Annotated in this window: 20 protein-coding genes; 10 read left to right on the top strand and 10 right to left on the bottom strand. The window is 74.8% G+C overall.

The genetic code is table 11. The annotated features are described in order from the left end of the window. Nucleotides 1–95: 95 nt before the first annotated feature. Together V6U77_RS09825 and ctaC are read right to left on the bottom strand one after the other, a co-directional pair. Nucleotides 96–524: a cytochrome c oxidase subunit 4 gene (locus tag V6U77_RS09825; RefSeq protein ID WP_334605941.1), complete on the bottom strand. Its 429-nt coding sequence runs from the start codon at nucleotides 522–524 to the stop codon at nucleotides 96–98. 10 nt (nucleotides 525–534) lie between these two features. Beyond that, nucleotides 535–1506: an aa3-type cytochrome oxidase subunit II gene (gene ctaC / locus V6U77_RS09830; RefSeq protein ID WP_334605942.1), complete on the bottom strand. Its 972-nt coding sequence runs from the start codon at nucleotides 1504–1506 to the stop codon at nucleotides 535–537. Between the two features lie 189 nt (nucleotides 1507–1695). On the opposite strand from ctaC, the gene V6U77_RS09835 reads away from it, so the two are divergent. Both V6U77_RS09835 and V6U77_RS09840 read left to right on the top strand, forming a co-directional pair. Beyond that, nucleotides 1696–2847: a cysteine desulfurase family protein gene (locus tag V6U77_RS09835; protein WP_334605943.1), complete on the top strand. Its 1152-nt coding sequence runs from the start codon at nucleotides 1696–1698 to the stop codon at nucleotides 2845–2847. Then, nucleotides 2844–3077 carry a sulfurtransferase TusA family protein gene (locus tag V6U77_RS09840; protein WP_334605944.1) on the top strand — a complete coding sequence of 78 codons (234 nt, stop codon included), beginning with the start codon at nucleotides 2844–2846 and terminating at the stop codon, nucleotides 3075–3077. Before V6U77_RS09835 ends, V6U77_RS09840 begins: the two co-directional genes overlap by 4 nt. A gap of 57 nt (nucleotides 3078–3134) precedes the next feature. Here V6U77_RS09840 and V6U77_RS09845 read toward each other — a convergent pair whose 3' ends face one another. From V6U77_RS09845 to V6U77_RS09855, 3 genes are all read right to left on the bottom strand, one after another. Beyond that, nucleotides 3135–4112, bottom strand: a complete 978-nt coding sequence (locus V6U77_RS09845; protein ID WP_334605945.1) for a carbohydrate kinase family protein — start codon at nucleotides 4110–4112, stop codon at nucleotides 3135–3137. Between the two features lie 171 nt (nucleotides 4113–4283). Further along, nucleotides 4284–4652 carry an iron-sulfur cluster insertion protein ErpA gene (gene erpA / locus V6U77_RS09850; protein WP_007072244.1) on the bottom strand — a complete coding sequence of 123 codons (369 nt, stop codon included), beginning with the start codon at nucleotides 4650–4652 and terminating at the stop codon, nucleotides 4284–4286. A gap of 162 nt (nucleotides 4653–4814) precedes the next feature. After that, nucleotides 4815–5954, bottom strand: a complete 1140-nt coding sequence (locus tag V6U77_RS09855; protein ID WP_334605946.1) for a glycerate kinase family protein — start codon at nucleotides 5952–5954, stop codon at nucleotides 4815–4817. A gap of 68 nt (nucleotides 5955–6022) precedes the next feature. Between V6U77_RS09855 and nadA the strand changes: the two genes are divergently transcribed. From nadA to V6U77_RS09870, 3 genes are all read left to right on the top strand, one after another. Beyond that, nucleotides 6023–7222 (top strand): quinolinate synthase NadA, encoded by a 1200-nt coding sequence (gene nadA / locus V6U77_RS09860; RefSeq protein WP_334605957.1) that lies wholly within the window; start codon nucleotides 6023–6025, stop codon nucleotides 7220–7222. Nucleotides 7223–7435: 213 nt separating this feature from the next. Next, entirely contained in the window at nucleotides 7436–8791 is a 1356-nt protein-coding gene (gene murA, locus V6U77_RS09865; RefSeq protein WP_334605958.1) for a UDP-N-acetylglucosamine 1-carboxyvinyltransferase, read from the top strand. A 73-nt stretch (nucleotides 8792–8864) separates the two neighbouring features. Next, entirely contained in the window at nucleotides 8865–9473 is a 609-nt protein-coding gene (locus tag V6U77_RS09870; RefSeq protein WP_334605947.1) for a DUF3043 domain-containing protein, read from the top strand. 50 nt (nucleotides 9474–9523) lie between these two features. Here V6U77_RS09870 and V6U77_RS09875 read toward each other — a convergent pair whose 3' ends face one another. The 3 genes from V6U77_RS09875 to V6U77_RS09885 are packed head-to-tail and all read right to left on the bottom strand — an operon-like array spanning nucleotide 9524 to nucleotide 12214. Then, nucleotides 9524–10558, bottom strand: a complete 1035-nt coding sequence (locus V6U77_RS09875) for an ABC transporter ATP-binding protein (protein ID WP_334605948.1) — start codon at nucleotides 10556–10558, stop codon at nucleotides 9524–9526. Continuing rightward, a complete protein-coding gene (locus V6U77_RS09880; RefSeq protein WP_334605949.1) occupies nucleotides 10555–11370 on the bottom strand; it encodes an ABC transporter permease in 816 nt (271 codons plus the stop codon). The genes V6U77_RS09875 and V6U77_RS09880 overlap by 4 nt, the downstream gene beginning before the upstream one ends. Beyond that, nucleotides 11363–12214: an ABC transporter permease gene (locus tag V6U77_RS09885; protein WP_334605950.1), complete on the bottom strand. Its 852-nt coding sequence runs from the start codon at nucleotides 12212–12214 to the stop codon at nucleotides 11363–11365. The genes V6U77_RS09880 and V6U77_RS09885 overlap by 8 nt, the downstream gene beginning before the upstream one ends. A gap of 4517 nt (nucleotides 12215–16731) precedes the next feature. On the opposite strand from V6U77_RS09885, the gene V6U77_RS09890 reads away from it, so the two are divergent. Beyond that, a complete protein-coding gene (locus V6U77_RS09890) occupies nucleotides 16732–18429 on the top strand; it encodes a WG repeat-containing protein (protein WP_334605951.1) in 1698 nt (565 codons plus the stop codon). 58 nt (nucleotides 18430–18487) lie between these two features. Beyond that, complete coding sequence (locus V6U77_RS09895) at nucleotides 18488–19486, top strand: aldo/keto reductase family protein (RefSeq protein ID WP_334605952.1); 999 nt, start codon at nucleotides 18488–18490, stop codon at nucleotides 19484–19486. A 174-nt stretch (nucleotides 19487–19660) separates the two neighbouring features. Here V6U77_RS09895 and V6U77_RS09900 read toward each other — a convergent pair whose 3' ends face one another. Continuing rightward, complete coding sequence (locus V6U77_RS09900; RefSeq protein WP_334605953.1) at nucleotides 19661–20458, bottom strand: site-2 protease family protein; 798 nt, start codon at nucleotides 20456–20458, stop codon at nucleotides 19661–19663. Continuing rightward, nucleotides 20458–20658, bottom strand: a complete 201-nt coding sequence (locus V6U77_RS09905; RefSeq protein WP_334605954.1) for a hypothetical protein — start codon at nucleotides 20656–20658, stop codon at nucleotides 20458–20460. The genes V6U77_RS09900 and V6U77_RS09905 overlap by 1 nt, the downstream gene beginning before the upstream one ends. Before the next feature lie 191 nt (nucleotides 20659–20849). Between V6U77_RS09905 and V6U77_RS09910 the strand changes: the two genes are divergently transcribed. From V6U77_RS09910 to V6U77_RS09920, 3 genes are all read left to right on the top strand, one after another. Further along, the gene (locus tag V6U77_RS09910; protein WP_132236109.1) at nucleotides 20850–21050 is read left to right on the top strand and encodes a hypothetical protein; all 201 of its coding nucleotides are present in this window, start codon (nucleotides 20850–20852) and stop codon (nucleotides 21048–21050) included. A 127-nt stretch (nucleotides 21051–21177) separates the two neighbouring features. Next, the gene (locus V6U77_RS09915; RefSeq protein ID WP_334605955.1) at nucleotides 21178–23163 is read left to right on the top strand and encodes a bifunctional adenosylcobinamide kinase/adenosylcobinamide-phosphate guanylyltransferase; all 1986 of its coding nucleotides are present in this window, start codon (nucleotides 21178–21180) and stop codon (nucleotides 23161–23163) included. Then, nucleotides 23153–23639 (top strand): adenosylcobinamide-GDP ribazoletransferase (locus tag V6U77_RS09920; RefSeq protein WP_334605956.1); only part of this gene is annotated, 487 nt, incomplete at its 3' end. The genes V6U77_RS09915 and V6U77_RS09920, both read left to right, overlap by 11 nt.

Here is a 23639-nt window from a genome sequence, read left to right on the forward strand (position 1 = left end):
GCCCCGCCCGGGGGGCCCCGCCCCCGGACGACCGAAGGCCGCCCCCCCGGGGGAGGCAGCCCTTCGTGACGTAGGGCGTCGGTGCGAGCGACCGATCAGTGCTCGGCGGTGCGCCGGGTGCCGCTGTAGTACTCGAACAGCAGACCGCAGACGGCGAACGTGACCGCCAGCATGCCCAGGCCGAGCAGCCAGAACTGCCAGAACGCGAGGCCGAACCCGGCGAGCCCGACGGCGATCGCCAGACCCAACGGCCAGTAGCTGCCCGGGCTGAAGAAGCCGATCTCACCCGCGCCGTCGGCGATCTCACCGTCGGGCCGGTCCTCCGGCCGCAGGTCGATGCGGCGGGAGACGAACCAGAAGAAGCCGCCACACATCGAGCAGAGCAGGAAGCTCAGCAGCAGGGCGATGGTGCCCACCCACTCGACCTGACCACCGGAGTCGGCGGCGGTCCACCCGCCGTAGAGGAAGGTGGCGAAGAGCAGGAACCCGGCGATGACCAGGAAGATGCGCCACTCGGTCTTCATGCCCGATCCCTCAGCTTCCCGCGCCGGCCGGCGCGTCGTCCGGGTTGAAGTTGGCCTCGGCGCGACGGGTCTCGAACGGCCTGGTGGTCTTCGCGTACGGGTCCTCGCCGATGGCCGTCAGCGCCTCCTGCGTGGACCGGCCGTCGCGCTTGGCCGCCAGGAACTGCTCGTATTTCTCCGGGGAGACGACCCGCAGCTCGAAGTTCATGAAGGCGTGGTAGCTGCCGCACAGCTCGGCGCAGCGGCCGACGTAGGCACCCTCGGCCTCCAGCCTCGATACCTCGAAGACGTTGCGGATCTTGCCCGGCATGACGTCGCGCTTGAACAGCAGCTCCGGCACCCAGAACGAGTGGATGACGTCGCGGCTGGTCTCCTCGAACCGGATGGACCGGTCGGTCGGCAGCACGAGGATCGGGATGACCTCGCTGGTGCCGAGCACCGAGGCGACGGTGTTGGCGTCCTGGCCCTGACCGTCGCGGTAGTTGAACTGCCAGTTCCACTTGAACGCGACCACCTCGACCGTGACGTCGGGGTTCTTGGTCGTCCGCACCACGTCGGTCTGGACCACCGCCGTGTAGTAGAAGAGCACGGAGACGATCAGGATCGGCGCGATGGTGTAGAGGAACTCCATCGGCATGTTGTAACGGGTCTGCACCGGCAGCTCGTTGCCCCGCTTGCGGTAGCGCACGACGCACCAGAAGATCAGGCCCCACACGAAGACGCCGACCGCGAGCGCCGCGATGCACGAGGCGATCCACAGGTCGTACATCCGGTGCGACTCGGGCGTGATGCCGCCCTGGGGCCAGCCGAATCCGCCGAACGCCGCGCCGACGTCGCAGCCCGTGAGCAGGACCAGCAGCGCCGCTCCGCCGAGGCCGAGCCCGGCGATCCGACCGGCACCACGTCCCCGGCGCCCATCGGCTCCTGGGGAAGCGCTGTGCCGTACGGCCGACGGCCGTACCTCCGAACTCCTTGCGACCACCTGGTCCTGCCTCCCTAGCGCGCCGCGGTGTGTTGTCCCTGCCCTCCGCCTGCGGAGCGACAGCACCAGCGGCAAAGGCGTCACCGACGGTCGCAGATTACTCGACCATGACGGGCTGGACCGTGTTGGGGTCGCTGTCGGCCCCCATCGGGGGGATCTTGGCCATAGCGGCGCGATACCTTGGCTTCCGTGAGCGCATCCCCGGTCTACCTGGACGCGGCCACCGCCGCGCCGCTGCACCCGGTCGCCCGCCAGGGGCTGCTGGCCGCCCTCGACGACGGCTGGGCCGACCCCGGCCGCCTCTACACGCAGGCGCGCCGCGCCCGTCAACTCCTCGACGCCGCCCGCGAGGCCTGCGCGCAGACGCTCGGCGTGCGCGCCGACGAGCTGTCCTTCACCCCCAGCGGTACGACGGCCGCGCACTCCGCCGTGCTGGGGGGCCTGACCGGCCGTCGACGGGTCGGTGCCGCGCTGGTGCACTCCGCGATCGAGCACTCGGCGGTGCTGCACGCCGCCGAGAAGCACGTCGCGGCGGGCGGCACGGCCACGTCGGTGCCGGTGGACCGGCTGGGCCGGCTCGACCTGGATCGCTGGGCGGCGGCGGTCCGGGCGCCCGGGGTGGCGCTGGCCGCGCTGATCGCCGCCAGTCACGAGGTCGGCACACTCCAGCCGGTGGCCGAAGCCGCGCGGGAGTGCGCCGACGCCGGGGTGCCGCTGTACGTGGACGCCGCCCAGGTGGTGGGCCGGGCCCCGGTGCCGGCGGGCTGGTCGGTGCTGACCGCCAGCGCGCACAAGTGGGGCGGACCACCCGGGGTGGGGCTGCTGGTCGTACGCAAGGGCACCCGCTGGGAGTCGCCCTGGCCGGCAGACGACCGGGAGGCAGGGCGTACGCCGGGAACGCTCAACCTGCCCGCCGTGGTGGCGGCGGCGGCGAGTCTGCGCGCGGCGACGGCCGACGCCGCGGCCGAGGCGGCCCGGCTGACGCCCCTGGTGGCCCGGATCCGGGCCCGGGTGGCGGCGGAGGTGCCCGACGTGGAGGTGGTGGGTGATCCCGACCACCGCCTGCCGCACCTGGTGACCTTCTCCTGCCTCTACGTCGACGGCGAGGCCCTGCTGCACGCGCTCGACCGGCGCGGGTTCGCCGTCTCCTCGGGCTCGTCGTGCACGTCGTCCACGCTGCGGCCGTCGCACGTGCTGGAGGCGATGGGGGTGCTCTCGCACGGCAACGTGCGGGTCTCGCTGCACCGGGAGACGACGGAGGCCGACGTGGAGAGGTTCCTCACCGAACTGCCCGGCATCGTGGCGGAACTGCGCGCCGAGGCCGGGGTGGTGGGGCTGTGACCGCGCCGGCGGAGATCCTCGACTGCCGCGGCCAGCGCTGCCCCCTGCCCGTGATCGCGGTGGCCAGGCGGCTGCCCGAGCTGCCCGTCGGCACGGTGGTGCGGGTGCTCGCGGACGATCCGGCGGCGGCGGTGGACCTCCCGGCCTGGTGCCGGATGCGCGGCCAGGAGTTCCTGGGCACCGTCACGGGCCCCGACGGCCCCGCCTTCGACGTCCGCCGCCGTCACTGACCCGGGCCGACGGGGGGTGTCTCGCCCACCCCCGCCGCCCCGCGACCCCCCCCGGTGTCACGGCAGGGGGTGCGGGCGGACCTCCTTGGCGGCCACGTCGCCGTACGACTCGGCGAGGCGCTTGACGAACAGGTCGCGGCGGACCTCGTACTCCTGTGTGCCGACGGTCTCCAGCACCAGCGTGGCGAGCAGGGAGCCGACCTGGGCGGCCCGCTCCAGCCCGAGCCCCCAGGAGAGCGCGGTGAAGAAACCGGCCCGGAAGCCGTCGCCGACGCCGGTCGGGTCGACCGCCAGGGTCTCCCGCGCGATCGGCACGTGGATCGGGTCGAAGTCCCGCCCGGCGATCTCCACGCCGTGCTTGCCCAGCGTCGTGACCCGGACCTGGACCCGGTCGAGCAGCTGCGCGTCGGTCAGCCCGGCCTTGCTCTGCAGCAGCGACTTCTCGTAGTCGTTGGTCATCAGGTACTCGGCGCCGTCGATCAGCCCGACGATGTCCTCGCCGTCCATGCGCGCGAGCTGCTGGGACGGGTCGGCGGCGAACCGGTAGCCCCGCTCCCGGCACTCGGCGGAGTGCCGCAGCATCGCCTCCGGGTCGTTCGCGCCCACCAGGACCAGGTCCAGCCCGTCGAGGCGGCGGGCCACCGGCGCCAGCTCGATGTTGCGGGCCTCGCTCATCGCCCCGGCGTAGAACGAGGCGATCTGGCACATGTCGGTGTCCGTGGTGCAGACGAACCGGGCCGTGTGGGCCACCTCACTGACGTGCACCGAGTCGCAGTCGACGCCGTGGCGCTCCAGCCAGGAGCGGTAGTCGGCGAAGTCCGCGCCGACCGCGCCGACCAGGACCGGACGCAGGCCGAGCTGCCCCATGCCGAAGGCGATGTTGGCCGCCACCCCGCCGCGGCGCAGCACCAGGTCGTCCACCAGGAAGGAGAGCGAGACCTTGTGCAGCTGGTCGGCCAGGAACTGGTCGGCGAAGCGACCGGGGAAGCTCATCAGATGGTCGGTGGCGATCGAGCCGGTCACGGCGATCTTCATGTCAACCTCGGGGTCGGGAGCAGGGCGCCGGTCAGCCTACCGGCCCGGCCTTCCCAGGATGACCGCTCGGTCTGCCCCTGGACACCTCCCCGACGGCGCGTTCCGGGGGGCGGACGACGACGGCGGGGCCGCCCCGTGGGACGGCCCCGCCGTGGTCGGCGCTGGTGCGGCTCAGCTGAACGAGTCGCCGCAGGCGCAGGAGTTGCCCGCGTTGGGGTTGTCGATGGTGAAGCCCTGGGCGTCGATGCGGTCGGCGAAGTCGATGGTGGCGCCGGTCAGGTAGGGGGCGCTCATCCGGTCGACGACGACCTCGACACCGTCGTAGTCGGTGACGACGTCACCGTCGAGCGACCGCTCGTCGAAGAAGAGCTGGTACCGCAGGCCGGAGCAGCCACCCGGCTGCACGGCGACCCGGAGCCGCAGGTCGTCGCGGCCCTCCTGCTCGATCAGGGCCTTGACCTTCTGCGCCGCGACGTCGGTGAGGACGACGGACGTGGGGGCCTTGGCCTCGGTCGACTCGGTCTGCGCTGGCGTGGTCACGTGAAATCTCCCTGCGCGGTTGGGTCCGGACGCACTGGCCAACATCTCCTGTCGCCCAGCCATTCCCGGTGTGGTCCAGATCCGATGGTACGCCGCCGCGGCCGACCCCACCCGTTCGGCGTGACCTGCGCCGCCGCCCGACGCGGCGGACACGGGGGCTGGTCAGCGGCTCCACTGCCGGGCGAGCCGGGTGCCGAGCGCCCGCAGCCCCTCGGCGGGGCGGGCCATCGCGGCGGCCAGCCCGCCGTGCTCCTCGCCCCCGAAGTGATCCACCAGGCTGTACGCGTCGGTCACCCCGGCCGCCCCGGCCTCCCGCCGGCCGGTGCTCACCCGGCCGGCGACCACCACGCAGGGCACGCCCCGGTCCCGGGCGGCGCCGGCCACCCCGGCCACCACCTTGCCGCGCAGCGACTGGTGGTCGAACGAGCCCTCCCCGGTGATCACCAGGTCGACGGCGTCGAGCGTGGTGTCCAGCCCGATCGCCCGGGTGACCATGCCGATGCCCGACTCGCAGCGTCCGCCCAGCGCCAGGATCGCCGCGCCCAGCCCGCCGGCCGCGCCGCCACCGGGCAGCGCGCCCAGCCGTTCGGGGCAGCCGGGCAGGTCCCGCTCCAGCACGGCGGCGAAGCGCTCCAGCGCGGCGTCGAGCAGCAGCACGTCGGCCCGGTCGGCGCCCTTCTGCGGGCCGAACACGTTGCTCGCCCCGTGCAGCCCGAGCAGCGGGTTGTCCACGTCGGTGGCGGCCACCAGGTGGGCGCCGCGCAGCCGGGGCGCGCCGTCGAGGGCGTCCACCGCGCCGAGCGCCGCCCCGCCGTACGGCAGGGCCTGCCCGGTGGCGTCCAGCGGGGTCACGCCGAGTGCGGTGAGCATGCCCGCGCCGCCGTCGTTGGTGCCCGAGCCGCCCAGCCCGACCACGACCGTGCGGGCGCCGGCCTCCACGGCGGCGGCGACGAGCATCCCCAGCCCGTACGAGGAGGTGGTCTTCGGGTCGCGCTCGCCCGCGTCGAGCAGGTGCAGCCCGCACGCCTGGGCGCTCTCCAGCCAGGCGGTCGCACCGCCGTCGGTGAGCAGGATCTCACCGGCGGCCGGGCGGCCGAGCGGGTCGACGGTCGGCACCGCGACCCGGCGCCCGCCGAGCGCGTCGGTGAGCACGTCGAGAAAGCCCGGCCCCCCGTCCGACAGGGGCCGGACGAGCAGGTCGTCGCCGGGCGCGACCTGCCGCCAGCCGGTCGCCACGGCGTCGGCGACCTGCGGGGCCGGCAGCGTACCGGCGAACTTGTCCGGGCAGAGCAGCACGCGCATGCCGAGCAGTGTGGCAGCACACACCGGCGCCGTCTGCGGCGAGGCCGCACTGTGGGACCATGGATCACGTGAATTCGACCTGGGTGGAACCCTCCAACACCGCGACGGCACTGCTGCTGCTCGGCCGGGGCAGCGACCCCGCCACGGAGCGCGGCGTCGAGTGTCCGGGTGACCTGCCTGCGCCCAGCGACCCGGACCTGGTGGCCCGGGCCACGGCGGCCAAGGCGGCACTGGGCAGCAAGGTCTTCGTGCTGGGACATCACTACCAGCGCGACGAAGTGATCCAGTTCGCCGACGTGACCGGCGACTCGTTCAAGCTCGCCCGCGAGGCGGCGGCCCGGCCCGACGCGGAGTACATCGTCTTCTGCGGTGTGCACTTCATGGCCGAGAGCGCCGACATCCTCACCTCGGACGCGCAGAAGGTCATCCTGCCCGACCTGGCCGCCGGCTGCTCGATGGCGGACATGGCGGTGCTGTCGCAGGTCCAGACTGCCTGGGACGTGCTCGCCGAACTGGGCGTCGCGGCGCAGACCGTCCCGGTGACCTACATGAACTCCTCGGCGGACATCAAGGGCTTCGTCGGGCGCAACGGCGGCGTGGTCTGCACCTCGTCGAACGCGAAGCGGGCGCTGCAGTGGGCCTACGAGCAGGGCTCGAAGGTGTTCTTCTTCCCCGACCAGCACCTGGGCCGCAACACGGCGGTGCTGGAGATGGGCCTCTCGCTGGACGACTGCGTCCTCTACGACCCGCACAAGCCGAACGGCGGGCTCACCCCCGAGCAGCTGCGCGACGCGCGGATGATCCTGTGGCGCGGGCACTGCTCGGTGCACGGCCGGTTCACGCTGGACAGCGTCAACGACGTGCGGGAGCGGGTGCCGGGGGTCAACGTGCTGGTGCACCCGGAGTGCCGGCACGAGGTGGTCACCGCCGCCGACTTCGTCGGTTCGACGGAATACATCATCAAGGCCATCGAGGCGGCTCCCGCCGGTTCGGCCTGGGCCGTCGGCACCGAGCTGAACCTGGTCCGGCGGCTCGCGCTGGCCCACCCGGACAAGCAGATCATGTTCCTGGACAAGGCCGTCTGCTACTGCTCGACCATGAACCGGATCGACCTGCCGCACCTGGTCTGGGCGCTGGAGGAGCTGGTGGCCGGTCGGGTGGTCAACCACATCACCGTCGACCCGGACACCGCGCACCACGCCCGGGTGGCGCTGGAGAAGATGCTGGCCCTTCCGGGAGCGGACACTCCACCACCGGCGGCGAGCTGATCACCGTCCGTAGCGGAACTGGCACGGAAAAGGGTCCGATCACCGATAAATGCCCCCAGGGGCGATGTGCCCGAGTCCATCTTCGTCACCGAGGGCTATGCTGCCGGTGCGACGAACTGACGCGGGCCGTTTCGACATGGCCGCATACCGGGTAGCGATGAACATCGTGTGCCCCACCATCAACACGGCAGCACCGACGCGCTGGAGGTTGCGTTGACCGACGACGTCCTGGTCGTACACGGAGGTACTCCGCTCGAAGGGCGGATCCGCGTGCGCGGCGCGAAGAACCTGGTCTCGAAGGCGATGGTCGCCGCGCTGCTGGGTGACAGCCCGAGCCGACTGTTCGACGTGCCGAAGATCCGTGACGTCGAGGTGGTCCGTGGCCTGCTCGGCCTGCACGGGGTGAAGGTCACCGACGGCGGCGAGGACGGCGAGCTCGTCTTCGACCCGGCGAACGTGGAGAGCGCCAGCACGGACCAGATCAACGTGCACGCGGGCTCCAGCCGCATCCCGATCCTGTTCTGCGGGCCGCTGCTGCACCGCCTCGGCCACGCGTTCATCCCCGACCTGGGCGGCTGCCACATCGGGCCGCGTCCGATCGACTTCCACCTGCAGGCGCTGCGGGAGTTCGGCGCGACGGTCGAGAAGACCCCCGAGGGGCTGCACCTCTCGGCGCCGAACGGGCTGCACGGCACCAAGTTCGCCCTGCCGTACCCGAGCGTCGGCGCGACCGAGCAGGTGCTGCTGACGGCGGTGATGGCCGAGGGCGTCACGGAGCTGCGCAACGCGGCGGTGGAGCCGGAGATCATCGACCTGATCTGCATCCTGCAGAAGATGGGCGCGATCATCAAGGTGCACACCGACCGGGTCATCGAGATCCAGGGTGTGCCGAGGCTGCACGGCTACACGCATCGGCCGATCCCCGACCGGATCGAGGCGGCGAGCTGGGCGGCGGCGGCGCTGGCGACCCGCGGCCACGTCGAGGTGCTCGGCGCGCAGCAGGCCGACATGATGACCTTCCTGAACATCTTCCGTTCCGTCGGCGGCGAGTACGAGGTCACCGACGCCCGCCCCCCGAAGCTCGGCGACCCGGGCCAGGAGGGCGGCATCCGGTTCTGGCACCCCGGCGGCGAGCTGAACGCCGTGGCGCTGGAGACCGACGTGCACCCGGGCTTCATGACCGACTGGCAGCAGCCGCTGGTGGTGGCGCTCACCCAGGCCCGGGGCCTGTCCATCGTCCACGAGACGGTCTACGAGCAGCGGCTGGGCTACACCGAGGCGCTCAACTCGATGGGCGCCAACATCCAGGTCTACCGGGACTGCCTCGGCGGCACCCCGTGCCGCTTCGGCCGGCGCAACTTCAAGCACTCCGCGGTCATCGCGGGGCCGAGCAAGCTGCACGCCGCCGACCTGGTCATCCCCGACCTGCGGGCCGGTTTCAGCCACCTGATCGCCGCGCTGGCGGCGGAGGGCACCTCCCGGGTCTACGGCGTAGACCTGATCAACCGGGGTTACGAGGACTTCGAGGCGAAGCTCGCCGACCTCGGCGCGCACGTCGAGCGTCCGTAACCTCGAGCACTCCCGTCAGCGCCCGGTGCACCGCGATGTGCACCGGGCGCCGTCGTTTGGCTACCCTTTCCGCGTGCCGTCGCTGTTTCGCCGCAAGTCCCCCGACCTCGTCGACGAGGCCGTCACCCCGGTGACCCCCGACGAGGAGTCCACGCCCGCCCAGCCCCGGGGCTACACCCCGAGCAAGAAGGAGCTGGGCAAGGTAACCCCCAAGCGGCCCACCGCCGGCCGCCGGCCGGCCGCGGCCACCAAGCCGTTGACCAAGGAGGAGCAGCGGGAGCGCAAGCGCCAGCTGCGCGCCGAGGCGGCGGCCGAGTTCCGCCGTGAGGGCGGTCCCCGCGACCGCGGCCCGGAGCGGCTGCTGGCCCGCAACGTGGTCGACTCCCGGCGTACGGTCGGCACCTGGTTCTTCGGTGGCGCGCTGATCGTGCTGATCGGCTCGAACGCCGCGATGCCGCCGATCGTCCGCCTGGTCTCCAACGTCCTCTGGGGCGCGCTCGCCCTGGGCGTGGTGATCGACTCGGTCCTGATCTCGCGGAAGATCCGCAAGCTGATCCGGGAGCGCTTCCCGAACACCGGGCAGCGGATGGGCTCGCTCTACCTCTACGCCATCATGCGGTCGATCACGTTCCGCCGGATGCGCGCCCCCGCCCCCCAGGTGAACATCGGCGACCCGGTCTGAGCCTGTCGCACCGACGGCCCCTCCCGCATGTCGGCGAGGGGCCGCCGCCGTCACAGCCTCAGCGGTTGGCCGCCGCCCCGGAGGTCGGCGTCGTCGCCCCGGAGGTCGGCGTCGTCGCTGCCCCGGCGGCTGCGGTAGAGCCGGGCCACCACGTCCTCGATGTCCGGCTCGACGATCGAGACGTCCCGCACCGCGCCCAGCCCGGCCAGGGCCGCCACCACCTCGGCGACCCCCGCCGACTCGAGCGCGAAGACGAGCCGGTGCCCGTCGGCCTCCTGCCGCTGCAGCGGCGCGCCCGGTAGCGCCGGCGGCCCGGGCAGCGGGGCGTCCAGGTCGGCGACGAGCAGCCGGCGCGACCCGTACCGCTCGTGCAGGGCGGCGATCGACCCGTCGTGCACCACCCGCCCGTGGTCGACCACCACCAGGCGGCGGCAGAGCCGCTCGATGTCGGCGAGGTCGTGCGTGGTGAGCACCAGCGTCGTGTCCCCGGCCCGGCCCAGCTCGCCGAGGAAGCCGCGCACCGCCTGCTTGCTGACCACGTCGAGGCCGATGGTGGGCTCGTCGAGGAAGAGCACCTCCGGACCGTGCAGCAGGGCGGCTGTCAGCTCGCCGCGCATGCGTTGCCCGAGGGAGAGCTGCCGGACCGGGGTGTCCAGGAACGGGTCCAGGTCGAGCAGGCCGCGGCAGCGGCGCAGCCGGGCGGCGTGCGCGGCGGCCGGCACCCGGTAGACGTGCCGCAGCAGCGCGAACGAGTCGCGCAGCGGCAGGTCCCACCAGAGCTGCGAGCGCTGGCCGAAGACCACGCCGACGCGCAGCGCGAGCCGGGTCCGCTGGGCCACCGGGCGCAGGCCGCACACGCGTACCTCGCCGGCGGAGGGCGTCAGCACGCCGGTGAACATCTTCAGCGTCGTCGACTTGCCGGCGCCGTTGGGCCCGATGTAGCCCAGCATCTCGCCCCGGGCCACCCGCAGGTCGATGCCGTCGACGGCGGTGACCAGACGCTTCTCCCGTCGCAGCCGGCCGGTCCGTACCCGGACCGTGAACTCCTTGCGCAGCCCGTCGGCCACGATCACGTCGTCGCTCATGACCCCGTACTCCGGTAGTGGCGGATCCCGGTGCGCCAGGTCGCCGCCGCCCCGGCGGCCGCGACCAGCGCGACGGCCGGCGCGGCCCAACCGACCCACGCCGGCAGGCCGAGCGGGTCGGCGCGGCCGAGCAGCGCCAGCGCCGGGTGGTAGCTGACGAAGGCGAAGCCCAGGCCGTACGCGAACGCCGCGCGGAACCAGCCCTCGAAGACGGTGATCGGGTACGAGGTGAAGTCCCGGCCCCCGTAGGTCACCGAGTTGGCCAGTTCCCCCGAGTCGACCCACCAGAACGAGACGGTGGCGGTGGCCACGAAGACCGACCCGAAGAAGACCACGCCGGCCAGCGGGGCGAGGACCACCAGCAGCGCCCGGGCCGGGGTCCACTCGACGCCGGCGGAGGCGACCGCGATCACCAGCACGGCGAGCCCGAAGGCCGCGCGGGACACCTTGCGCAGCGGGAGGTCCATCAGCAGCAGCTGGGGCAGGGCGCCGAGCGGACGCACCAGCACGGCGTCGAGAAGACCGGTGCGCACGTACCGGGGCAGCCGCTCGATGCTGCCCACCAGCAGGTCGGCGACGGCGAAGGCGCACGTCGAGAGGCCGACCATCACCATCGTCTCGCGCAGCGTGAAGCCGCCCAGCTCCCGCGTGACCCCGAAGATCACCAGCACGGTGAGCACGTCGAAGACGGTGGACCCGACGTTGCCGACCACGTCGATCACGAACGAGGTCCGGTACGCCGTCTGCGCACGCGCCTGCGCGCCGAGCAGCGCCCGGTACGCGGCCAGCGTCCCGCCCGACGCGTCAGCCACCGTGGAGCACCATGCGACGTTCCGCGCGACGCTGCACCAGCCGGCAGGCGGCCAGGATCAGCACCGCCCACGCGACCTGGAGGCCGACCAGCCCGGTCTGGACGCCGGTCGGGTCGCGCTCGACCAGCACGTCGAGCGGGGTCTGGAGCAGGCTCGGGAAGGGGGTGCCCCACCAGAGGACGAGTTGGAGCCACTCCGGCAGGAAACGCAGCGGGAAGTAGAGCCCCGCGAGCACCCCCGAGGCGAGGGTCCAGAGGATCAGCGGCCCCCGGACGTCCTGCAACCAGTACGCGGTGGCGTTGACCAGGAAGCGACAGCCGAAGCAGAGGACCACGGCGACGACGGCGGAGAACGCGAAGATCGGCAGGGTGGACCAGCGGCGGGGCACGTAAACGTCGAAGAAGAGCGGCCCGACGAGCACCGGCGGAAGGAACCGGACCAGCGCGGCGTGCCCGGCGCGGCCCAGGTCGGCGGCGAGATGGCTGGTCACGGGGTGCACGGGGCGGAGCAGGTCGCTGGCGACGTCGCCGGTGCGGATCCGGTCGGCCAACTCCGTCCAGCCCCAGAGGAGGACGACCGCCAGCAGGCCCTGGCCCACCCAGACGAAGGTGGCGAGTTGCCCCCGGTCGTACCCGGCCACGGTGCCGGCCGCGCCGACCGTCGCGAGCAGGACGTAACACCGTAGGAAGCCGAAGACCGTGTTGGTCACGACGCCCGCCACCGACGCCTGCCGGTACGTGGCGTAACGCCGGAAGCCTGATCCGGTTATAGCCTTAAATGTCCGGAACCATAGGATAACGTTTGGGGCGGTGGACGGTGCCACAGTGGCGGTGAGCGAGCCCACGCCGCTACCCTCCTTCCGCAGCCACGCCGTACCGGAGGGGCGACTCTACCGGCACGTGGAGCGCCCAGCGCGACAATTTTGCAACGAGGTGACATCGCCGTGAGCGAGCGGACGCGAGCCGGCAACCGGGGCGCCGCCGTGAGCGGGCGGACGCCGACCGGACACCCGGGCGCGCCCGCTCACCGACGGCACGCCGCGGGCGTGACGCCTACCCTGCGTGGCGACAGGTCGGCCGGATGAGCCGCTACTACGACCACTGGCACGACTCCGCCGAGCCGGCCTGGATGATCGAGCCGACCACCGAGTGGCACCCGCAGTTCCCGGGCCAGCGCTACGCGGGCGACATCGGCGTCGAACACGCACCGCCCGCACGCCGGGACCGCTCGGCCGTGGGCCGGGCGGAGGTGCCCCCGCTCGCACCCACCCGGCCCGACGGGACCTACATCGGCCGGTCCTGGGACGACCTGTCCGACGGGCGGCCCGGTCGGCAGGACACGTGGCCCCCACGGCCGGACGACCTCGACGCGCGACGACAGGGCGAGGCGCCGTACCGCCCGCACGCCGAGCCGCGCCGCCCGGACGAGCGGCAGTGGCCGCCACGGCAGGAACCACCGCACCGCAACGACCGGGGCGGATTCGACGCCCCCGGCCGGCCCACCGACGCCCCCCGGCAGCGTGAGCACGCCGGTCCCGACCGCTACGACACCCGCGCCCCCCGGTACGAGCCGGCCGGGCGGGACCGCCCCGTCTCCCCGGCCGGCAGGACCGAGCCGGGCTGGCTCCCGGAGCCCGACGAGGGCGCGCCGGCACGCCGTCCCGACGAGGGCACGCCGCCCCGCCGTCCGCTGGCGTACGGGCGCCCGGACACCGGCGACGACCACCGGCCGGACCCGGGCCACGACCGCCGACCGGACCCGACCCACGACCGCCGGGCCGAGCGCGGTCCCGACCGCCCGGCGATGCCCGGCCCCGACCGTCGGGCGGAGCCCGCCGACGGACTCCAGGCGGGCCCGGACGCACGCCGGCCCCGCTACCAGTGGAGCGCCCCGGCTCCGGAGCCCCGTCCCGCCGAGAGCCAGCGGGAACGCCCCTCCGCCGCAGCATGGGAGCGCCCGTCCGAGCGGCAGTGGGAACGCTCCGCGGACCAGCGGTGGGAACGCCCCTCCGCCGGGCAGCGGGAGCGGTCGCCCGACCGGCAGTGGGAACGCTCCGGGGATCCGCAGTGGGAGCGTGCCGCGGACCCGCAGTGGGAGCGGGGTCCGAGCGATCGGGGCCGGGAACCCGGCGTACCCGCCGACGGGTGGCCGCGCCCCGACCGGGCTCCCACCGGGCAGCACCCCCGTGCTGACGGGCAGCCCTCGCAGCGGGAGCCGCACGAGCCCCGACGGACGCCCGAGGCGGCACGCGCCGAGGCGCACCCGGAACACGGTCCACGCGGGGCCGCCCGGGCAGGCGTTCCCGGGGAGCCCGAGGCGTACCGGGAGCCCCGGGGACACCCGCAGCCGGACGGCGCACTGCCGTGGCCCCCGCCGGGCCCCGTACGGCCCGGTTTCGACCGGGACGCGGCGCGGCGCGCCGAGCCCCACCTCGAGCACCGGCGACCCGTCGACCGGCCCCGCCCCGAGGAGGGCACGGCTCCCCCGCCCGGGTACGACCATCGCCGGCCCTCTTCGACCTACGGCACCCCGGCGGCTCCCGGACCGGCGGCTCCCGGACCGGCGGCTTACCGGGCGCCGGCCGGGGACGGTGCGGCACCGGGGCGGCCCGTCTCCCCGGCACCGGCCCGCGACCTGCCGCCGCCCGCCGGCCGGCCCGACGCGGCCGTACCGATGCGTGGGCAGCCGGTGTCACCCGCCAGCCCTCCCTACCCGCCTGCCTCGTCTGCGGGTCCGGCCACCGGCCCCGTGTCGCCCGCCGGTCCCCTCTCCCGGCAGACCCCGCCGGCAGGGCGCGCCGCAATCCCGGTGTCGCCGGCAGGTCCGGTCGCCAGCCGCCCGACGTCGCCCGCAGGCTCGACGGACCGGACGACCGACCGCCCGGTGTCGCCGGCCGGCCCGGCCGCCAGCCGCCCGACGTCGCCCGCAGGCCCGACGGACCGGACGGTCTCGCCGGCCGACCCGGCCGGTGAATCCCCGACAGCCCCGGCGGGTCCCGCCAGCGGGCACACGCCGCGTCCGTCCCGGGAGGACGACGCCACGGCTGTCCCGGCATCTCCCGCCGCCCGCCTACGCCTGGAGTTCCTGCCGGCACCGGAGGCGACCGCCAGCAGGGTGACCGGCACGGCACCCGAGCCGACCGCCGACCCGGCCCCTCAGACGACAGCCGGCACGGCGCCCGGTGCAGGGAGCCAGGCGACCCGCGACACGCTGTCCGCTCCCGCCCCGGCCGGACCGGCACCCGCTCAGCCGCACGCGCCGGCGCCGGGCACCGGACACGGCGAGGCCCGGTCCGGAGCCCACACCTCGGCCCCGACGCCGTCCGGGCGGCCGTCTGCCGACCCTCCGCGCGCACCGCACCGGTCACCCGAGGGCCAGGGAGCAGCGGGCGTCGCCAGGCAGGAGACTCCGTCACCGCAGCCGCCCATCGCGCCCGACCGGCCCAGGCGGTACGTCCCGCCGCCACCGAGCGACCCGCCCGCGCCGGCCGCCCCGCCACGTCCCCAGTCGCCCCCGGCGAGCGGGGCGGACGCCTGGTTCCGGCCGTCCAGGCCCGTGGCACCTCCGGCCACGTCGGACGAAACCCGACCCGCCAGCCAGGCTGACGCTTTCCCCACCGTCGCGCCGACCTCGACCAGCACGGCGACTGCGACCACGGCGACTGCACCCACCGCGTCGACCGCACGCGACACGACGACAGCGAGCGACACGACGACTCCGGATGACGTGTCGGCTCCGAGTGACGTGTCGACCGTGGAGGCGGCGGTGCCGACCCTGGAGCCCGACACGTCGGTCCCGGCTCCTGGCAAGGGCGGCGCCACGGCACCGGAGCCGGCTCACGACCGTCGAGAAGCACCGGCCGAGACCGTCGCGGAGCCGCCTCCCCTGGCCCCACCTGCCGCGTCCCTCCCGACGTCCGGCCCGCTCACCGGTCCGGCCTCCTCACCTGCCCCGACGCCCACAGGGCCTTCCGCCCCGGTCCCGCCGGCCGTCCAAGATCCGCCACCGGCGAACCTGGCACCGGCCACCGCGCCCCCGGGGCGGCCGTCCGCAGCCCTCAACTCGCCCGCCTCCGACGCACCCGCCGCACCGCCGGACCAGCCGGGCCCCGCAGCGCCCACCACACCCGCCTCCGAGGCCCCGGCCACACCCCCGGACCAGCCGGGCCCCGCAGCGCCCAGCACGCCTGTCCCGGTAGCGCCCCGCACACCGCCGGAGCAGCCAGTCTCCGCAGCGCCCGCCATGGCCGTACCATCCGTGCCGCCTCTCCCCGGGCCGTCCCCGCAGGCTGGCCCCGCGGGACCCGTCACGGCCACGCAGGCCGATTCCGCCACGCCCGTCTCGGCCCCTGCCGCACAGACCGACTCCGCATCGCCCGCGTCCCCGGCTCCGGCGCCTCCCACGCGGCCCGAGCCGGCGTCGCCGTCCGTCTCTCCGGCTCCGGCGCCACCCGTCCGACCGATTCCGGAACAACCGGCGGAAGCGGCTCGGGCACAGCGGGAAGCACCCGTCCGGGTGGCGGCGGAGGAAACCGTTGCGGCGGCAGTGGCACGGCCGGAGCTCGCACCCTCCGCCCTGGAAGCCCCCACCTCGAGCGGGCCGGGGCAGGACGACCCCGCGTCGTACGTCGCCGGCGAAGACACTGCGGCCCACGGCGACCTCGACACCGCCGCTCCGGCGCCCCGCGTCATCGGCGCGGCGACCTCCGAGCCCCGCGTGGTCCGTACGGAGACCTCGGGTGCAGACGTGACCGGCGCGGAGACCTGGGTCGCCCACCCGGACGGCAACGTCACCGCTCCCACCCGGGAAGCGGTCGACCGGATCCCGAACGCCCCGACCGACCCCACGGGTGGAACACCATGGTTGTCACCGAAGGGCCTTGACACCCATGGTGTTCCACCCGTCGCGGGCGATCCGCCCCCGGCGGCCGTGACGCCCATCCGCAGCGGTGCACCGGCGCCAACGCCGCCGGTCTCCCCCGCCGCCGCTCCTCGCACGGAAGCGACGCAGGTGTCTCGGACCGGTTCCGTCGCCGAGCCGTCGGTCCGACCCGCCTCCACGCCACCGGCTCCGTCCATCCCCGCCGCGTCGGACCGACCAATCGTCACGCCACCGACTCCGCCCAGCGCCGCGCAGGCGGAGCAGCCGCCTGCCGGGCAACCCATCGCCCCCGCATCGGACGGGCCAGCACAGGACACCGCCGCCGTACCACAGGCCGAGCGGACGACGGCCCCGCCGAGCGAACCGGTCTCCGCGCCGCCCACCGCCACACCGCCCACCGCCGCGCCGTCCGGCCCCACACCGCCCACCCCGACGCCGCCCACCACCGCGCCGTCCGGCCCGACACCGCGCGACGGGCAGGTGGAGTCGACCAGCAAGGAACGGACCAGCGCACCGCCGGTCGCGGAACCCCACACCGCCGAACCACGCGCTGCCGGAGCGGGCGCCGCCGCGACCCGCACCACCGCAGCCAGCACCGACAGCACGAGCACCGCCGAGCCGCGGACCGCCGGGACGAGCACCGCCGAGCCGCGGACCGCCGGGACGAGCACCGCCGAGCCGCGGACCGCCGGGACGAGCACCGCCGAGCCGCGGACCGCCGAGACCAACAGCATCCAGCCACCGGCCGCCGGGACCAACACCGCCGAGCCGCAGACCGCCGGAACCAACAGCGTCCAGCCACCGGCCGCCGGGACGAACAGCGTCCAGCCCGGTGCCGGTGTCGACGGGCGGACGCCGGGCGGGTCGCGGGACGCCGGACGTCAGGACGACCCGGAGCAGGTGTTGGCGGCCTACCGCTGGCGGCTCGATCCGGCCACCCTGCGGGAGATCGTGGAGGAGCCGGACGAGTTCCGGACGGTCCGGCGACGGCTGACCGAGAAGCTGGGCGCGGCCGTGGACAACAAGTCGCGTGCCCGGCTGCTCAGCCTGCGGGCGGTGGTGTCCCGGATCCTCGGGGAACTGGACGACGCCCTGGCCGACGGTCGGCTCGCGCTCACCTACGCCGAGGCCACCGGGGAGCTACGGCGTACGGCGGTGGCGCAGGCGCGGCTGGCGCACGTCTTGCGCTGGCGCGGCGAGTTCGTCGAGGCCGACCGGCTCTTCGCCGAGGCCAACTCCACCGAGTTGCCCGAGCGGTTGCGCGCGGTGCTGCACGAGCACGCCGGACGGTCCTGCTACGACCAGGGTCGGCTGATGGAGGCCTGTCACCACTTCGAGCGGGCCCTCGACCTGCGCGGCACCCAGGACCCCGAGTTGCAGGCCCGGATCCGGCTGAGCCTGGACGCGGTGGCGGAACGGGTCGCGGAGACGGGCTTCGGGCCGTACCCCCGCAGCCGCGAGGAGGTGCTGGAGCGTGACCGGCCCCCGGTGCCGGCCCGCGACGGCGACCTGTGGGGTTTCGCCGACCCGGACGGCGACATGGTCATCGCGGCCGAGTACGAGCAGGCGCAGCCGTTCCGGGACGGGCTGGCCTGGGTGCGGCGCCCCGGGGCCGAGCGGTGGTCGCTGGTCGACCCCACCGGGGCCACGGTGCTCGAACCGTCGTACCCGGTGGTCCGCTCGTTCTCCGACGGGCTGGCCTGGGTCTCCGACGGCGGCGACGGCGGGTGGGTGGCGATCGACGCCACCGGCGAGGTGGTCGTGCCGTACGGCTTCACGGACGTACGCCCGTTCCAACGCGGCGTGGCCGTGGTCCGCCGTGACGGCTGGGGCGCGGTCGACCGCAACGGCCGGATCGTGGTGCCCACCCGGCACCACGGGTTCCCCACCGTCCTGGCCGACGGCCGGTACGTCGAGGGCTTCACCGAGGAGGGGCTGGCCGTGGTGGACGTGGCCGGCCGGCGCGGCGTGGTGAACCGGGCCGGCAAGCTGCTGGTCCCGCCCACCCATCCGGCGCTGGTCATCCACCCGGTCGCGTTCCTGGTCGGCGACGGCACGGGACGCTGGGGCGCGCTCGACCGCCGGGGTGAGCCGCTGATCGAGCCCGTGCACCGCGACCGCGACGACGTCGTCGCCGAGATCGAACGGCTGCTCGTCGACACCAGCCCCGTGCTCTGAGCGACACGGGGCCCCGCCGCGAGCGGTGGGCATCATCCGAACGGGCTAGGGTCGGGTCATGGAATTCCGTCACCTGGGCCGTTCCGGCCTGATGGTCAGCGAGATCTCGTACGGCAACTGGATCACCCACGGCTCGCAGGTCGACCAGGACGCGGCGTTCGCCTGCGTCCGGGCCGCCCTGGACGCCGGCATCACCACCTTCGACACGGCCGACGTGTACGCGGGCACCCGCGCCGAGGACGTGCTGGGCCGCGCACTGGAGGGCGAGCGCCGCGAGGGGCTGGAGATCTTCACCAAGGTGTACTGGCCCACGGGGCCGGGCCGCAACGACCGGGGCCTGTCCCGCAAGCACATCATGGAGTCGATCAACGGCTCACTGCGCCGGCTGCGCACCGACTACGTGGACCTCTACCAGGCCCACCGCTACGACTACAGCACGCCGCTGGAGGAGACGATGGAGGCCTTCGCCGACGTCGTGCACTCCGGCAAGGCGCACTACATCGGCGTCTCCGAGTGGAAGGCGTCGCAGATCCGCGAGGCCCACCAGCTCGCCCGGGAGCTGCGCGTCCCACTGGTCTCCAACCAGCCGCAGTACTCGATGCTCTGGCGGGTCATCGAGTCCGAGGTCGTACCCACCAGCGAGGAGCTGGGCGTCGGGCAGATCGTCTGGTCGCCGATCGCGCAGGGCGTCCTGTCGGGCAAGTACCTGCCGGGCCAGCCCCCACCGGCCGGCTCCCGGGCCACGGACGAGAAGTCGGGCGCGGGCTTCATCTCCCGGTTCATGACCGACGACGTCCTGACCCGGGTGCAGCGGCTCAAGCCACTGGCCGAGCAGGCCGGGCTGAGCATGGCGCAGCTCGCCGTCGCCTGGGTGCTGCAGAACCCGAACGTCTCCTCGGCGATCGTCGGCGCCTCCCGCCCGGAGCAGGTGCACGACAACGTCAAGGCGGCCGGCGTGAAGCTCGACGCCGAGCTGCTCAAGGCGATCGACGAGATCATCGACCCGATCGTCGAGCGCGACCCGGCCCGCACGGAGTCTCCCGCCGAGCGTCCGTGACGTCGTCCCGGCCCGGCCGGCCCCGCAGGGCGCCCGGCCGGGCCGGACAGCGCCACCACGAACCGCGCGCCGCGCGGGCGGCACGCACCCCGGCGGGCAGCGGGTGCGCCGGGACCGGCGAATGCGGCGAATGCGGCGGGTGCGCGGGTGCGGCGGGTGCGGCGGGTGCGGCGGTCAGCCCTGCCAGAAGCGGACCAGGTCCAGGCCGAGGGCGTAGAGCCACGGGGGCAGGCCGAGGAAGTCGCAGACGGCGAAGACCGCGTCGAAGAACCAGCCGCCGATCCGCGGATTCCACAGCAGCGCGAACAGCAGGATGAAGCCGAACGGGGCGAACAGGTCGTACATCCTGCGCCACTGCGGGTTCAACCACGGCTGGATCATGTTGCCGCCGTCCAGGCCGGGCACCGGGAGCAGGTTGAGCACGCTCGCGGTGAGCTGGAGGAACGCCAGCAGCGCCACGGCCGCCCAGAACTCGACCGGCCCGCCGCCGGGCGCACCGAGGCGCACGGCGAGCACCAGCACCAGCGTGAACACCACATTGGTGGCCGGGCCCGCGAGGCTGACCAGGGTGTGCCGGAGCCGCCCCGGGATGGCGTGCCGGTCCACCCACACCGCCCCGCCGGGCAGGCCGATGCCGCCGAGCAGCACGACCACCACCGGCAGCGCGATCGACAGCAGCGGGTGGCTGTACTTCAGCGGGTTGAGCGTCAGGTAGCCCCGGTGCGCGACGCTGCGGTCGCCGGCCCGGTAGGCGACGACGGCGTGTGCGTACTCGTGCAGGCAGAGCGAGACCAGCCAGCCGGAGACGACGAAGAGGAACACGTCGAGCCGGACGTTGCCGAACCCGTTCCAGGTGAGCACCCCGCTGGTCACGAAGAGCGCGACCAGGGCGAGGAAGACCGGGCTGGGCCGGAACGCCGCCCGGGGCACGCCGAGCACCAGCGGCTCGCCCCCCGGGCGGTCGCCGGCCATCACTCCGCCGGAGGCAGCAGGCTCATCCGGTAGTCCACCCGGTCGTCCTCCACGAGCGCGACCGAGGTGACGCCGGACGCCGCGAGCTCCCGCCAGGCCTGACCGATCCAGGATTCGGCGTCCGCCTGGCTGCTGAACGACTCCGCCGGCCCCTCGACCGCCTCACCGTTCGTGCCCTCGTACCGCCAGCTCCACGCCATGCCGCGTCTCCCCTCGCCGCTGATGTCCCGTGGGACGAACCTCCGCCAGCGTAGTCGGCCGGGCGCGGAGCGGCCCGACATCCCTGCGCCGGGCGGGCGGCGCCAGGTTCTCCGGCCCCTGTGGCGGGTATGCGCTCCGCAGGCGCGACGGGGCGGTCCCGGACCGCCGGGCGGACCCGGAGGGGGCGACGATGGACGAACCGCTGCACGACAAGGACACCGAGGTGCTGCGGGCGATGGCGGTACGCGGCGGCATCGTGGGGGCCGCGCACATGGAACGGGAGGACCTGCTGGACGCGCTCGTCGCCCGGCCCGGCGAGGGCGCCTGGCAGGAGGACCCGAAGCCGGCGGCGGTCAACCCCAACGACTTCCAGTACCAGACACCCCGCTAGGGCCAACCCGCGTGTGGGCCGGCGTCCGGCTGCTCGCCGGCCGGTCGGAACCACTCACCCGACGAGGGGGCGGTCGCACCCGTACCTCCGCAGGGCCGCACCCGGGCGCTGGCTCTAAAGTACGGGCATGTCCGTTGACGGGTGGAACACGGTCCTGGTGCTCGGCGGTATCCGGTCCGGCAAGTCCGAGTTCGCCGAGTCACTGGTCGCCGACGCGCCGACGGTCCGCTACGTGGCCACCGCCGCCGACGCGCCCGCCGAGGACGCGGAGTGGGCGGCCCGGCTGGCGGCGCACCGCGCCCGTCGGCCGGAGACCTGGACCACCGAGGAGACCGCGGACGACCCGCGCCGCCTCGCGGACGTGATCGCCTCCGCCGGGCCGAACGAGACGCTGCTCGTCGACGACCTCGGCGGCTGGGCGACCGTGCTGCTCGACCCGGCCCACCAGCCGGCGGACGACACCGCCACCATCGCCGAACTGGCGGCGGCGGTGCGCTCCTGCGCGGCCCGGCTGGTGTTGGTCAGCCCCGAGGTCGGGCTCTCCCTGGTGCCCACCACCCCGCTCGGGCGGGCCTTCACCGACGCGCTCGGGGCGGCCAACCGGGCGGTCGCCGACGCCTGCGACGCCGTGGTCCTCGTGGTCGCCGGCCAGGCGGCCTGGCTGAAGCCGGGTGCCCCGCAGCCGGCCACCGTGCCCGCGCAGGCAGGTCCGACGCAGGCTCCCCCCGCCGTCGGCGCGACGGCCGGCGGGTCCGGACCCTCGCCTGCCGTGTTCACCCACGACGCCCCGGCGCCGGCCACGTCCGGGGCGGCCGGCGGGGCGCAGCCGGACGGCACCGCCTGGGCCGCCCCGACCATGGCGTTGCCGATGGTCGCCACGGGCCTGGTCATCCAGCCCGGCATGGAACTGCCCATGCCCGACGACTACGCCGGTCCGCAGGCGATCGAGCGGCTCGCCACCCTGGACGTGCCCGGGGCGGGGCTGGGCGTGCTGGAGCGGGCGGTCGGGTTCGCCGCCGCCACCCAGGGCACCGCCACGCCGGCCCCGTGGGGCGCGGTGCGGGTGCTGCTGCTGCACGGCGACCACCGCGGTGGCGCCGCCGCCGGCACCGTCGAGGGCGAGTCGGCGCGCCGGGCCCGGCAGGCCCGCGCGGGTCGGGGGGCGCTCGCCCGGCTCGCCGCCGAGAGCCGCGCCGAGCTCCAGGTGGTCGAGGCCCCGGTGTCCGCGCCGATGGAGACCGAACCCACGCTGACCGGGGAGCAGGTCGAGGCCGCCCTGCGCTACGGCTGGCGGCTCGCCGAGGAGGCCGCCGACGCGGGCGTACGGCTGCTGGTGCTCGGGGCCTGCGGCGCCGGCACCGAGGCCGCCGCGGCGGCGGTGCTGGTGGCGACGGCGGGTGCCGAGGCGCCCGCCGTGCTCAGCCGCGTGGTCACCGACTCGGGCGAGATCGACGACGCGGCCTGGATGCGGCGGTGCGCGGCGGTGCGCGACGCCCTGCACCGGACCCGCAACTCGCCGCGCAGCGCCAAGGACGTGCTGGCCGAGTTGGGCGGCGGGGACGTCGCCGTGGCCACCGGCGTCCTGCTCGGCGCCACCGCCCGCCGGGTGCCGGTCATGCTCGACGGGCCGGTCGGGGTGGCCGCCGCCATGGTCACCCGCGACCTGGCCGGGCAGGCCCGCCACTGGTGCCTGCTGGCCGACCACGGCGGGCACCCGGCCGTGCAGCTCGCCGCCGACGTGCTCGGTCTGACCCCGCTGCTCGACCTGCGGCTCGACCTGGGCGAGGGCGCGAACGCGCTGGCCGCGTTGCCGCTGCTGCGCTCGGTGCTGGCGTTGGCCGCCGCGCTGCCGGCCCACCCGTCGCTCGGCGGCGGCGAGGACGACGACCCGGAGACCGCGCCGGAGACCGACGAGCCCGACTTCCGCGAGCCGGAGCCGGCCGGCCCCGGACCCACCAGCACCGAACCCGACTTCCGCGAACCCGAACCCGCCGGCCCCGGACCCACCAGCACCGAACCCGACTTCCGCGATCCCCGGCCCGCCGGCCCCGGACCCACCGGCACCGGGCCGCAGACGGAAGCGGTGGACCCATCCGGCCGGCGTGCCGACTGAGTCGCGGCTCGCCGACGGGGCGCGGCTGGCGCTGACCACCTTCACCATCCTGCCGGTACGCGCCGGTCGCATCGACCGGTCGGTGGCGGGCACGGCCATGGCGCTCGCCCCGGCGGTCGGCGCGCTGCTCGGCGTCGTCCTCGCCGGCGTGCTGCTCCTCGCGGGTGCGCTCGCTCCCCCGCTGGTCGCGGCGGCGGTGACCGTCGGCACCGGGGCGCTGCTCACCCGGGGACTGCACCTGGACGGGCTGGCCGACACGGTGGACGCGCTGGGGTCGTACCGGCGGGGAACCGCCGCGCTGGAGATCATGAAGAAGCCGGACGTGGGCCCGTTCGGCGTGGTCGCGCTGGTGGTCGTACTGCTGATGCAGGCGGCGGCCCTCGCGGAGCTGACCGGGCGGTCGTGGCCGGCGGCGCTCGCGGCGGTGGTCGGGGCGAGCGCGGCCGGCCGGCTCGGGGTGGCGCTCGCCTGCCGGC

The organism is Micromonospora sp. CPCC 205546, from assembly GCF_036902715.1.
In the GTDB taxonomy this organism is placed as follows: Bacteria; Actinomycetota; Actinomycetes; order Mycobacteriales; family Micromonosporaceae; genus Micromonospora.

Excerpts from the sequence above, each read along its gene's own strand:
- V6U77_RS09915 (WP_334605955.1), top strand. The coding sequence starts at position 21,178 with ATGTCCGTTGACGGGTGGAACACGGTCCTGGTGCTCGGCGGTATCCGG.
- V6U77_RS09845 (WP_334605945.1), bottom strand. The coding sequence starts at position 4,112 with ATGAAGATCGCCGTGACCGGCTCGATCGCCACCGACCATCTGATGAGC.
- V6U77_RS09875 (WP_334605948.1), bottom strand. The coding sequence starts at position 10,558 with ATGAGCGACGACGTGATCGTGGCCGACGGGCTGCGCAAGGAGTTCACG.
- V6U77_RS09905 (WP_334605954.1), bottom strand. The coding sequence starts at position 20,658 with ATGGCGTGGAGCTGGCGGTACGAGGGCACGAACGGTGAGGCGGTCGAG.
- V6U77_RS09825 (WP_334605941.1), bottom strand. The coding sequence starts at position 524 with ATGAAGACCGAGTGGCGCATCTTCCTGGTCATCGCCGGGTTCCTGCTC.
- V6U77_RS09895 (WP_334605952.1), top strand. The coding sequence starts at position 18,488 with ATGGAATTCCGTCACCTGGGCCGTTCCGGCCTGATGGTCAGCGAGATC.
- V6U77_RS09900 (WP_334605953.1), bottom strand. The coding sequence starts at position 20,458 with ATGGCCGGCGACCGCCCGGGGGGCGAGCCGCTGGTGCTCGGCGTGCCC.
- V6U77_RS09855 (WP_334605946.1), bottom strand. The coding sequence starts at position 5,954 with ATGCGCGTGCTGCTCTGCCCGGACAAGTTCGCCGGTACGCTGCCGGCC.
- V6U77_RS09910 (WP_132236109.1), top strand. The coding sequence starts at position 20,850 with ATGGACGAACCGCTGCACGACAAGGACACCGAGGTGCTGCGGGCGATG.